General features: G+C 35.1%; 13 protein-coding genes. 4 read left to right on the top strand and 9 right to left on the bottom strand.

Annotation, left to right across the window (positions count from 1 at the left end; genetic code table 11):
- Nucleotides 1–181 precede the first annotated feature (181 nt).
- The 7 genes from ACH0B5_RS17080 to ACH0B5_RS17050 form a co-directional block, all read right to left on the bottom strand.
- The gene (locus ACH0B5_RS17080) at nt 182–535 is read right to left on the bottom strand and encodes a YutD family protein (protein WP_122972169.1); all 354 of its coding nucleotides are present in this window, start codon (nt 533–535) and stop codon (nt 182–184) included.
- Between the two features lie 128 nt (nt 536–663).
- Nucleotides 664–1,581, bottom strand: a complete 918-nt coding sequence (lipA, locus tag ACH0B5_RS17075; RefSeq protein WP_122972168.1) for a lipoyl synthase — start codon at nt 1,579–1,581, stop codon at nt 664–666.
- Nucleotides 1,582–1,707: 126 nt separating this feature from the next.
- Nucleotides 1,708–2,445 carry a sporulation protein YunB gene (yunB, locus tag ACH0B5_RS17070; RefSeq protein ID WP_406928197.1) on the bottom strand — a complete coding sequence of 246 codons (738 nt, stop codon included), beginning with the start codon at nt 2,443–2,445 and terminating at the stop codon, nt 1,708–1,710.
- A gap of 89 nt (nt 2,446–2,534) precedes the next feature.
- A complete protein-coding gene (locus tag ACH0B5_RS17065) occupies nt 2,535–3,638 on the bottom strand; it encodes an HD-GYP domain-containing protein (protein ID WP_122972167.1) in 1,104 nt (367 codons plus the stop codon).
- A gap of 56 nt (nt 3,639–3,694) precedes the next feature.
- Nucleotides 3,695–5,059, bottom strand: a complete 1,365-nt coding sequence (locus tag ACH0B5_RS17060) for a bifunctional metallophosphatase/5'-nucleotidase (RefSeq protein WP_406928195.1) — start codon at nt 5,057–5,059, stop codon at nt 3,695–3,697.
- Between the two features lie 103 nt (nt 5,060–5,162).
- Entirely contained in the window at nt 5,163–5,984 is an 822-nt protein-coding gene (locus tag ACH0B5_RS17055) for a sulfite exporter TauE/SafE family protein (protein WP_122972165.1), read from the bottom strand.
- Nucleotides 5,984–6,841, bottom strand: coding sequence for a DUF72 domain-containing protein (locus ACH0B5_RS17050; protein WP_406928194.1), 858 nt, complete (start codon nt 6,839–6,841; stop codon nt 5,984–5,986). Before ACH0B5_RS17050 ends, ACH0B5_RS17055 begins: the two co-directional genes overlap by 1 nt.
- Nucleotides 6,842–7,259: 418 nt before the next feature.
- On the opposite strand from ACH0B5_RS17050, the gene ACH0B5_RS17045 reads away from it, so the two are divergent.
- From ACH0B5_RS17045 to ACH0B5_RS17030, 4 genes are all read left to right on the top strand, one after another.
- Nucleotides 7,260–7,961, top strand: coding sequence for a phosphoadenylyl-sulfate reductase (locus ACH0B5_RS17045; RefSeq protein WP_122972163.1), 702 nt, complete (start codon nt 7,260–7,262; stop codon nt 7,959–7,961).
- Between the two features lie 31 nt (nt 7,962–7,992).
- On the top strand, nt 7,993–9,132 hold the full coding sequence (sat, locus tag ACH0B5_RS17040; RefSeq protein WP_406928193.1) for a sulfate adenylyltransferase: 1,140 nt from the start codon (nt 7,993–7,995) through the stop codon (nt 9,130–9,132).
- A 13-nt stretch (nt 9,133–9,145) separates the two neighbouring features.
- A complete protein-coding gene (cysC, locus tag ACH0B5_RS17035) occupies nt 9,146–9,748 on the top strand; it encodes an adenylyl-sulfate kinase (protein ID WP_406928192.1) in 603 nt (200 codons plus the stop codon).
- Nucleotides 9,749–9,914: 166 nt separating this feature from the next.
- Nucleotides 9,915–10,445 carry a hypothetical protein gene (locus ACH0B5_RS17030; RefSeq protein ID WP_406928191.1) on the top strand — a complete coding sequence of 177 codons (531 nt, stop codon included), beginning with the start codon at nt 9,915–9,917 and terminating at the stop codon, nt 10,443–10,445.
- Between the two features lie 66 nt (nt 10,446–10,511).
- Here ACH0B5_RS17030 and ACH0B5_RS17025 read toward each other — a convergent pair whose 3' ends face one another.
- Both ACH0B5_RS17025 and ACH0B5_RS17020 read right to left on the bottom strand, forming a co-directional pair.
- Nucleotides 10,512–11,093 (bottom strand): hypothetical protein, encoded by a 582-nt coding sequence (locus tag ACH0B5_RS17025; protein WP_406928190.1) that lies wholly within the window; start codon nt 11,091–11,093, stop codon nt 10,512–10,514.
- Nucleotides 11,053–11,220, bottom strand: coding sequence for a hypothetical protein (locus tag ACH0B5_RS17020; protein WP_406928196.1), 168 nt, complete (start codon nt 11,218–11,220; stop codon nt 11,053–11,055). Before ACH0B5_RS17020 ends, ACH0B5_RS17025 begins: the two co-directional genes overlap by 41 nt.
- Nucleotides 11,221–11,463 lie beyond the last annotated feature (243 nt).

Here is an 11,463-nt window from a genome sequence, read left to right as displayed (position 1 = left end):
AGTCTAACAAAATTAGGAGATTGCGTGTTTATTTTTTCTGAATTTTATCTGTACCCCAACAAATATTTTAGAGCCAAGAAAAAAAAGAATTTACACACAAAAATAGCGAAAGGTGAATTTGAGTTTCCTCAAATTCACCTTTCTCACTATTTGAAGCTAGTTATGTCCCAGCCTCATTCTATTATTGTTGTTCTATCTCTTCGGGAGTTTGTTCCACTTCTATAGACTCTACTTTGGAAATGGCTTCAACTTGACTTGGCGCTTTCCCAATTTTCTTTAAAATAAAGTAAGCACAGCCAAAATTACAATACTCAAATAAATAATCTTCAAAAGTACTGATTCTCGTATCAAAGGTTGCTTTTTGGTTTTTGTCGTCAAAAAAGCCTTTTAAACGAAGCTGTCCGTAACCCCAGTCACCAACGATATAATCATATTTTGTTAATATATCTGAGTATCTAGCTATAAAGGCATCCTGTTGAAATCCATCACGGACATTCTCGACTATTTCATAGGCATATCCTTCTGCTATAATCATCAAAACTCCCCCTTTCTATACAAATCATCTGGACCTATTTTACACTATCGACTGCTTACAGTGTAGAATATTGGTTCATCTTCTTTCCATTAATGCTTATCTCTTTCGTAAGATAAAGGGCAAAAATTTTATATTTCTGCTTGTAACTGTCTTGCCTTCGTTGCTTCATTTACTTGCTCATCAGCATGGTAACTACTACGTACTAATGGCCCTGCTTGGCAATGCTTAAATCCTTTTTCCATTGCAATTTTGCGTAATTTACCAAATTCTAATGGTGTATAATATTTTTTTACAGGTAAATGTTTTTTCGTCGGTTGTAAATATTGGCCAATCGTCATAATGTCTACATCATTCGCACGTAAATCGTCCATTACTTCTAAAATTTCATCCCATTCTTCACCAAGACCAATCATTAACGAAGATTTTGTCGGAATGTCCGGTTGCATTTCCTTTGCTCTTCTTAAAAATTCTAGAGAACGTTCGTATTTGGCACGGGCACGAACTCTTGGCGTTAAACGTCGAACCGTTTCGATATTATGATTTAAAATATCTGGTTTTGCATCCATTACCATTTTTAAATTTTCCTCTAGTCCACCTAAGTCTGAAGGTAATACTTCCACAGAAGTTTGAGGTGACTTACGGCGAATAGCGCGAACGGTTTCAGCTAGCACACCAGCTCCACCATCTTTCAAATCATCTCGGGCAACCATTGTAATGACGACATGTTTTAAATTCATAATTTGAACAGAATCTGCAACACGTTCTGGTTCAGCTAAATCGAGTTCATTTGGCAAACCGGTTTTAACTGCACAGAAACGACATGCTCGAGTACATACTGCCCCAAGTATCATCATAGTAGCCGTTCTTCTTTCGCCCCAACATTCATGGATATTTGGACAGCGCGCTTCTTCACATACAGTATGTAAATTTTTCTCGCGCATTAACTTTTTTAGACCTTTATATTCATCATTTGTGTTTAATTTAATTTTTAGCCATTCAGGTTTACGTAAAATTTGTTCTTTATCATTAGTTGGTTTACTTGTCATATTTTTCAGCCCCTATCAAAATAAAACAAAAATTATACATACTGATGACAATGTAACATACTAGGTCAAATGAATACAACTAACTTTCAAAAAAGTTAAAATTTACTTGGCGATAATTTTTTTGTGTTAATTATATGGAACTGGTACCTCAATGGATGGCTGTGCTCCATCTCCACCTTGTGTATAAATGTGAGGAACTTGGCCACGTACTAAACCTATCGCAACCGGAATCGTTTGTTGAACGGTTGATTGTTGACTAGCAAAAGGAATAATAATTTGAACAGTAACGGTTAGATGAATATTTACTTCAACTAAGGCATTATTTATCCCAAACTCTTTAAAGGATGTCGCCACATCACTATTTACATTTCCGATAATATGAAACCGAATGGGTACCCTCGGCCCTAAGTTTCCTAATAGCGGGAGATTTAGTGCTTGGGCAATAGGAACGAAAAAGACTATGCCGTCTCCCTTTTGAATTTCACTTACATCATATTCTACATTCTCCAAATCAGGTAATTGGGATAAATCCCCTTGCTCTGCTAATTCTAAATGTTCCTTCACGAGAGCAGTCGTTTCTGCACGAACTTGGTTAATAATTTCCGTATTAAATTTTGTCGTAACCATATAATCTGACTCTGAAGGTAAGTCTTCTATAATTTCATTTACATCAAGTACACTTGAAGTTCTTGAATTAATCGCCTTACTCACAACATGGGCTGCTATTTTATTCGTTTGAACTTCAGCATATTGAACATAAGTTGGCATTAATCGATTATTTAATATATATAAAAATAACGTAACGCAAACGGCAAAAGCAACGACGAACAAAGTAAATCTATTTGATTTTTTCCGTTTTTTCATTTTCTTCGGTTTGTAAAACATCATTCTCTTCGGCTGCCGAGAAATCAAAAAATCTCCTCCTGCTCCAATTTATGAACAGGAAGAGATAACTATTCAACATACTCAATATATTCGGATTCGACTTTCTCTATTTTAACATTTGGCTCATCGGCTAAATGAATGACATATGTATTGTTAATTCGTTCATGATTTTCTTCAAAAATTCGTAAAAAGGGTAACGCTGCATTTTTGGGATTTTGCTCAACTACGATCCCTCTACGACCATCAGATAACAATAAGATAGTCCCGTTTGGATAATGAACAACACTTTTTTTAAAAGCATCGACAACCCGTTCATCAAATATGGTGCCCCTTCCTTCTTCGATGATGGCAATTCCTTGCGAAGGTAACATTTTATTACGGTAAACACGGTTTGTTGTTACCGCATCAAAAACATCTGCAACCGCAATGATTTTAGCATAAGGGTGTATTTCAGAGTCCACTAGACCGCGAGGATATCCACTTCCATCAATTCGTTCATGATGCTGAAAGGCACAATGGGCAACAAGTAACGAAATCGTATGTATATTACGCAAAATATCAAATCCGGTTTTTGTATGTTGTTTCATAATTTCAAATTCTTCATCTGTTAATCGACTTTGTTTGAACAAAATTTCTGATGGAATTAACATCTTCCCTACATCATGTAATAATGCACCAATCCCAATTGTTTTTAAATCATTCCGTGAATACCCCAACTCTTTTGCAATCGCTAGGGAGTAGATAGACACTTGGAAAGAATGTTGGTAAATATATTCGTCATAGATCAATGTATCCGTTAGAACTGTTAAAATTTCATTACTACTTAAAATCGAGGTGAGCAAATTATCAACTAATTGACCAATTTCCTTTGACTTTTTATCTAAAACAAGTGCGGCGGATTTATTCGATAATCCTTTTAATTGGTTAAAGGATTCTGTTATTTGTTTAACAGACTTTTTCCTGACCGAAAGTGGAACCGTTTCCTCAATCTCGATTCCTTTTGAGATTTCATCTTCAATATACACATATTGAATTCCTAATTGTTTTAATCGATGCATTATAGGCTCCGTTACGACAACGTTTCTTTGTATTAACGGAAGCCCTGCTTCATTCCAGATGGTCCTCCCTATAACCATACCCTTTTTTAGGACATTGATTGATATTAAACGCATTCAAAATTCACCTCAATTCTATGTCAATCATCAACGAATTTACTTCCTATTAAAGGTCAATTATAGAGTTTCTTTCCATACTCAATTAATATATCCCGTAAAAATAGTGGTAAATAATATTTCTTTTTCGCATATTTAAAATTTGGGAAGAAGTATCCGAAGGTAAACATATCCAAAGTAGCAAGGGTATATAGTCGATTTGGATCAGCTAGTTCTCCTTGGATAAAAAGTTCTCTGCTCTTATTTAAGGAAAATCCATAGGTCAGCATTTTCCCAAAAATAGAACCTCTAAATCCAAGACCTTTTAATTCGAGCAATGGCCATTCTTCATTTTGCGCCTGTAAATAAACTTCTTTTATTTCTTTTCCCGTTAATTCGATAACACATATATTTATCGGATGGGGAAGAATTTTATGAATATCGAAATTTGTAACAATTCCCTTATTTAAGCCTTCGAGGAATATTCCTGCATTGAACATTGTACAGTCTGCTTCGGTAAAATCGAGTACTGCTTCTGAAAATAGTTGGGATAGTTGTGAGTAGTGAAACCATTCTTTATTGTAACTTCTTGTCGTTTGAAAGATCGGTGTCTTTAAAAGCCGTTTCCCTTCTTCCGCAAGATTAGAGAGAAACATCATCTCCTCTTCTGTTTCAGGAAGAATCGGATTTTCAATAACAATTTCTTCTTTTTTAATCAATTTCCGAGTTTTATGGTCGAACTGTATCGTTAAATGACCAGTATATACGCCAAACTTCCCACATCCCGTTAATAACACGTTATTAACGACTTTGCCCCTTTCAAATAGATGATGGGTATGGGAGCCAAAAATAACATCGATATTTGGACATTCATTGGCTAATAGTTCATCTTCTGTAACACCTAGATGGGATAAGCAAACGACAATATCAACCTCTTTTTTTAACTGATTAGCCAATTGAACTAAAATTTTTCTTGGCTCTGTCACTTGCCAATTCAATTCTCGATAAAAGGCATCAAATAATGCCGTTGCCCCTATAACCCCAATTTTCGTTCCATACTTTGTTTGTAAAATCGTATAGGATTTCAACCATTCTGGTTTTTCCCCTTCCATTGGCTCAATATTTGCTACGACCACTTCAAAATTCGCTTCATCATAAAGTGAATATAATTCTTCAAAGGATAATGTAATCCCCTCATTATTACCGATAGTTACAACATCATATTCAGCTTCATTTAATAGTTTTATATTTCCTTTTCCAAGGGTTGCTTCTGTATATATATTTGAACGATCGAGATAATCACCAATATCGAATAAAAAGCTTGGTTCTCCTAATTTGGCAAATTCAATGCGCTGGCTTTTTATGAACGACTGCATTCGCCGCCAATATTCAAAATGACTATGTATATCATTCGTATGAAAAATATGAATTGTCTCAAGCATTACGGATCACCATCTCTCATAATTTCAAATTTGCTTTCCCCTATTTGGCCTACCGAATTAAGGCGCTGAAAAAAGTACTTCGTTTAACGTTCTAACCTGAACTTTAAAATAAGCCTTCCAATATGGAACGGATTCCGATAAACATCATCACAATTTGTAAAATAAATACGACCGTTTTGGATTCCAATTTTTTATTTAAAAATGCCCCTATTTTCGCACCGATATAAGCGCAAATAATTACCGGGAGCGTATATTCCCAAGGAATATCCCCTAAATAAATATGACTTGCCGTGTTGACTAACGATGATAAAAATACCATAAACATGGATGTTGCCACAGCTACATGGGGAGGAAAGCGGAACAATAGCACCATTGCAGGAACAATTAACGAACCTCCTCCAATGCCGAATAATCCTGAAATTAAACCAACGATAAAAGTAAATAGGAGGGCAAACCAAATAGGGTAGCCATAAACAAACTCCTGTCCGTTATTATCTACAAAGTGTCGTTTCACACCATTTTGTAAAAACCAATTAATTGGCTTTAATTTATCCCTTACTATTAATAAAGAGGATAAAACAATTAATATGATTCCAAAAAAGATATTAAAGGAATCAAGTCCTAATCCTTGATTTAACCAGGCGCCTAGGATTGTACCTGGAATACTACCTAAAAAAAAGATAAAACCACTTTTTAAATCAACTTGCTTATTTTTCATATAAGAAGTTGTCGAAGATATTCCGATAAATACCATCATAATAACAGACAAACCAACGACACTTTGGGGTGTGATGTTAGGAAAGTAGTTAAGATTAATCCCAACGAACAATGTAGCGGGAATTAAAATGACGCCTCCACCTAATCCGACGAGTGATCCAATTAATCCTGCAAATAGAGCAATGACTCCTAGTAAAATATATTCCATTAAAATTCTCCTTCAAAAAAATCTAATTGCTTTGGAGAAAGTCCCTCAAAGTGAACATCTAACATTTGCTGCATTGTTTTAGCATTATTTGCTGCATGATGACCAGAATTATTGTTGAATAATACAAACACTTCTTCACACTTTTGTTCCAATTGCAATATTTTATTTGCTAAATCCGAAAGTTCCTCCTCGTTATAATCATATAAGAAGCGAACTTCCCTCCAATTTTCTGTTGAACCGGAATTTCGCCACCCAAACACATTACGACCATGTATTCTAACTAATGCACGTTTTGCCGTCACTTCCGGGACAAATGGGACAGAACCGACTCCTGCCTGTGGTTCATCACAAACGGTATGTATAAACCCATTGTCTTTTAAAAATCGAATCGTTTCGTTTTTTCTTTCCGCACTATACCAAGTTTTATTTCGAAACTCGATGGCAACAGGAAAATCGCTAAGTTGTTCTTTTATATACCGTATATATTGTACATGCTTCGTAGAACAATCAAACCATGGTGGGAATTGCACTAAAACCATCGCCAATTTATTAGCATTTTGAAATGTCTCTGCACATTGTCTAAAAGCTTCAAACATTTCGTTTCTAGATTCATACGGATTTTCTTCCCGTAAATGGCCTGTCATCCCTTGATAAGCTTTCACAATAAATTGAAAGGAATCGGGTGTTTCCTTTAGCCATTTTTCAATATTTTGTCTCGATGGGATTGCATAAAAGGAAGTATCGACTTCCACAATCGGAAAATGTCCGCTGTAATCAAATAATTTTTCGTTTTTAGTAGAATTCGTACGATAAATAGATGGATGATCGCCCCATCCAGTTAGACCAATTTTTATCATATCTATCCCCTATTTTGCTTTTTATTATTTTCAGTATTGAGCTATGGATATACACACTTTAAAGTATAAACGATTTAAGAAAAAAAGTTCACTAACGTATCTCCGTAAGTGCACTTTTAGCATGATTTTTAATGAAAATGGTTGTTACAGTTTGTAAAAACAGACATGTTTTGATATTCATTGAAATTTTAAAGATTTCAATAAATTTAAAATTGACTATTTCTAGTAATATAGTATACTTTAAAACAAAGTAAGGATTTTAAGTTGAGGAAAAATCATTCCAGATTTAAAATCATCATTCAACAATCAGCTAAATAATCGTCATAAAATGCTAACTAGACAACTAGAGGCGTTTTAATGTAGCCAGTCATATGATGGTACATTAAAACGTTTTTATTTTATTTTGAGGGGGAAAATTATGCTTACTTATGATACTTGGGAAGACTCTTTAGTTCAGTTTGATGTAGATGACGAATATAAAGGTGCACTCAATGTTTTAAAATGGGCTTATCAACATTATGGCGATGAAGTTGTTTATGCTTGTAGCTTTGGCATAGAAGGAATCGTCTTAATCGATTTAATTGCGAAAGTAAAACCGGATGCAAAAATCGTATTTTTAGATACAGATGTTCACTTTAAAGAAACCTACGAAACAATTGAAAAAGTAAAAGAAAAATATCCTGAATTAAATATCGAAATGAAAAAACCCGCCCTTACTTTAGAAGAACAAGCAAAACAATTTGGCGACGAGTTATGGAAAACAAATCCAAATAAATGTTGTGAAATTCGAAAGCTTACACCTTTACGAGAAACGTTAACAGGGGCAAAAGCTTGGATTTCGGGTTTACGTAGAGATCAATCAGAAACGAGAAAAAATACCGAGTTCCTGAATCAAGATAAAAAGTTCCAATCAGTTAAAATCTGTCCTCTTATCCATTGGTCATGGAAAGATGTTTGGAGATATGTAAGTAAACATGACTTAACTTACAATCCCTTACATGACCAAGGTTACCCAAGCATCGGATGTTTCCATTGTACAAAACCAGCTTTTACAATGGATGACTTACGCTCGGGAAGATGGCAAGGTTTAAATAAAACAGAATGTGGATTACACGATTAATATCAACGAATCGATTAGGAGGCAATAAAACATGAGCATACAACCACACGGAGGAGTTTTAATTCAAGCTTACAATCCAAATGAACCTATTGAAGCAATCGAAAAAGAAATCAAACTAGATGCAACCGCATTAAGCGATCTTGAACTAATCGGTATTGGTGCATACAGCCCTCTTGATGGCTTTTTAACAAAAGCGGATTATGAAAGTGTCGTAAAAAACATGCGTCTTGCTTCTGGTCTTGTTTGGAGTATTCCTATTACTTTACCAGTTGACGACGAAACGGTAAAAAATTTAAAAATTGGCGATAAAGCAAAATTAACTTATAAAGGTGACGTATACGGAACTATCGAAGTGAATGATATTTTCACACCAGATAAAACGCTAGAAGCCCAACTAGTATACGGTACTGATGACTTAAAACACCCTGGTGTGAAGAAACTACTTGATCGACCAAATACGTATGTTGGTGGAAAAATAACTTTAGTTAAAAAAGCGGAGAAATTGTTCCCTACTTATACGTTTGAACCGAAAGAAACACGGGCATTATTCGAGGAAAAAGGTTGGAAAACGATTGTTGGATTCCAAACAAGAAACCCCGTTCACCGCGCCCATGAATATATTCAAAAAGTAGCGTTAGAAATCGTGGACGGTCTTTTCTTAAATCCATTAGTAGGTGAGACAAAATCCGATGATATTCCAGCTAAAATTCGAATGGAAAGTTATGAAGTTTTATTAGACCAATATTATCCGAAAGAGCGAGTTCAGTTAGGAGTATTTCTTGCTGCCATGCGTTATGCAGGTCCACGGGAAGCAATTTTCCATGCCCTCGTTCGTAAAAACTATGGTTGCACTCATTTTATTGTAGGTCGTGACCATGCAGGAGTTGGAGATTATTACGGCACATATGATGCGCAAAAGATTTTTGAAAACTTCACACCGGAAGAAATCGGCATTACGCCATTAAAATTTGAACATAGTTTCTATTGCACGAGCTGTGAAGGGATGGCTACGACAAAAACATGCCCACACGATGCATCTTCTCGCATCATTTTATCTGGTACAAAGGTGCGTGAAATGTTAAGAAATGGAGAAGTTCCTCCAAGTACATTTAGTCGAAAAGAAGTCATCGAAGTATTAATCCGAGGACTACGCGAAGAAATCCATTCCTAAAACGAGGTGTAATATGAGTTCAAATATTGTATGGCATGAAGCATCGATCAATAAATCTGAAAGAAGAGAAAAAAATCATCATCATAGCTTTATCCTTTGGTTTACAGGCCTTTCCGCTTCAGGAAAGTCATCCATCGCCAATTCATTGGCAAGAAGATTATTTGAACAAGGGAATCAATCCTTTGTTTTAGATGGAGACAATATTCGTCACGGTCTAAATAAAGATTTAGGATTTGATGAAGATTCCCGAAAGGAAAATATTCGCCGCATTGGAGAAGTATCAAAACTTTTCGTAGAAAGCGGACAAATTGTATTAACAGCCTTTATCTCTCCTTATAAAGAAGACCGTAATGTTGTACGATCTTTAGTGGAAGAGGGCGAATTCATCGAAGTATATGTGAAATGTTCTGTAGAAGAATGTGAACGAAGAGATCCAAAGGGACTTTATGAAAAAGCCCGCAAAAATGAAATTAAAAACTTCACTGGCATTAGTGCTCCTTATGAAGCACCCGATAATCCAGAAATTGTAGTAAACAGTGAACAATATTCAATTGAAGAATGTACTGAACAGTTAATCAACTTTTTAGTTGAGAAAGGGTACATCGAGAAAGTTTAATATATAAAATCAATGAACTGCTTAATTAGCATTGTCTAATTAGGCAGTTTTTGTTATTTCAGGGGGAATTTACAGCAATAAAACCATATAATTTGTACTGACATTACATAGGAAATTTGGTATAGTTTATAAGTATTACAAAATTTATATTAGGAGTATTGTATTTATGAAAAAAATATTATTCGGTCTATTATTACTATTAACACTTGCCCTCGCTGCTTGTGGAAGTACTTCAGAAAATGTATCAGGAAAAGTGGATACTGATAAAGCTAATTCAACTGAACAAGAAGCAGGAGAAAAAGCGTCAGAAGAAGCTTCTAACGATGAAAATGAAATTAATCAATTAATCGTTGATAATGAAAATGTAAAAGCTACTCTTGTGAAAATCGTTAAGAAATCAGATGACATTTGGGGCAATACGATTGAAGTTGTATTCGACGTAGAAAATAAACGTTCTGATACGATTGAAGTTCAAGCTAATACGGTTTCTGCTGACGGTCGTATGGTAGATGAAACTCTTCTATCGATGAGTCAAGAAGTTGCTCCAGGAAAAGCAGCTACGGCTACATTAACAATTAATGAGTTTGAAGGATATGATTTCCCTGCTCTAGAGTCTGATTTTGAAATGACATTACATATATTCTCTTGGGATGATTACGATTATACTGAAGACCTTCCCGTTAAAGTAACATTTTAAGTAAAGAAATAAAGGTCGCTCACACTTCGTTTGTGTGAGTGGCTTTTTTATTATAAATTGAACCAATCAAACAGATAACAAAAGATCGAGTGCTAGACACCCGATCTCCCAATGGCTGTTCCTCTTATAATCTTGGATCGACTGGGTCCGATTCCATGGAAAGAGTTCCAAGAACACATTCATGTACTCGTTTACTCGTTCAATCGATTCACCATTGACGAATCTTTGAATACCTTCTATTCCTAACGCAAACTCCCTTAAGGCGAGCTTTTGTTTCTTACCAACTTTTCGTTTCTTTAATCGGTTCAAGTTTTCCTGTTCCAAGTAATCCATTCCATAAATAATATGGAGATATTTTCTACCGCGCACTTTAATAGCGGGTTGTATAAGCTTCCCCTTTGATTTTTCTATGAACATCTCTGACTTAATAACAATTCCTTCGTGGTCATCCTTTGTTATCGTGTTCCACCAATTGATTACCTCTTTTTCACTTGCTTCATCTTCAATTACCATATATTCCGTTTCAATAAAAAGATTGTCCATCGAAGCGAATTCCTTGTTTTTCTCCATATGCCATGTATGCGGCTTATGGAAAAAGGTTTCATTGCTATGGGCAAGTAGATGGGAAAGGAGCAATTTCGATTTCATCGATTTCATTGATCTCCCAACAATATTTTTGGAAAACCTCTTTGAAGACATGGGCATTGGCCAGTTTATCCTTGTACTCTTCAAGCCATTTCACTAATGCCTCATTTTGCCCTACTGCCCTTTCGATTTTGCTTTTTAGTAAACGACGATCTATAATCGCATTTTCCGACTATAGAAGGGGTAAAGTGGGATTATTTAAAACGTTTTTAGGAGAAAAATCTACTAGAAATGATATTTATAGTATGCCTATCTCATTAGAATTTGGTATTATATTGAAAAATACATATAATAAGTGTATTTTGCAATAGAAAAGTGCAGAAAAATGCAATTAAAAATGCAGAAGTTTGCCACCCAATTAGTTTCTTTTTGA

Source organism: Ureibacillus sp. 179-F W5.1 NHS (genome assembly GCF_045369345.1).
GTDB lineage: Bacteria > Bacillota > Bacilli > Bacillales_A > Planococcaceae > Ureibacillus > Ureibacillus halotolerans.
This window is presented reverse-complemented; position numbering and strand designations above follow the sequence as displayed.

What these genes read in the sequence shown, in the direction of transcription:
- ACH0B5_RS17050 (WP_406928194.1), bottom strand. Translation starts at nt 6,841, where the DNA reads ATGATAAAAATTGGTCTAACTGGATGGGGCGATCATCCATCTATTTAT.
- cysC (WP_406928192.1), top strand. Translation starts at nt 9,146, where the DNA reads ATGAGTTCAAATATTGTATGGCATGAAGCATCGATCAATAAATCTGAA.
- sat (WP_406928193.1), top strand. Translation starts at nt 7,993, where the DNA reads ATGAGCATACAACCACACGGAGGAGTTTTAATTCAAGCTTACAATCCA.
- ACH0B5_RS17080 (WP_122972169.1), bottom strand. Translation starts at nt 535, where the DNA reads ATGATTATAGCAGAAGGATATGCCTATGAAATAGTCGAGAATGTCCGT.
- ACH0B5_RS17045 (WP_122972163.1), top strand. Translation starts at nt 7,260, where the DNA reads ATGCTTACTTATGATACTTGGGAAGACTCTTTAGTTCAGTTTGATGTA.
- yunB (WP_406928197.1), bottom strand. Translation starts at nt 2,445, where the DNA reads ATGAAAAAACGGAAAAAATCAAATAGATTTACTTTGTTCGTCGTTGCT.
- ACH0B5_RS17055 (WP_122972165.1), bottom strand. Translation starts at nt 5,984, where the DNA reads ATGGAATATATTTTACTAGGAGTCATTGCTCTATTTGCAGGATTAATT.
- ACH0B5_RS17065 (WP_122972167.1), bottom strand. Translation starts at nt 3,638, where the DNA reads ATGCGTTTAATATCAATCAATGTCCTAAAAAAGGGTATGGTTATAGGG.
- ACH0B5_RS17025 (WP_406928190.1), bottom strand. Translation starts at nt 11,093, where the DNA reads ATGAAATCGAAATTGCTCCTTTCCCATCTACTTGCCCATAGCAATGAA.
- ACH0B5_RS17060 (WP_406928195.1), bottom strand. Translation starts at nt 5,059, where the DNA reads ATGCTTGAGACAATTCATATTTTTCATACGAATGATATACATAGTCAT.
- ACH0B5_RS17030 (WP_406928191.1), top strand. Translation starts at nt 9,915, where the DNA reads ATGAAAAAAATATTATTCGGTCTATTATTACTATTAACACTTGCCCTC.
- lipA (WP_122972168.1), bottom strand. Translation starts at nt 1,581, where the DNA reads ATGACAAGTAAACCAACTAATGATAAAGAACAAATTTTACGTAAACCT.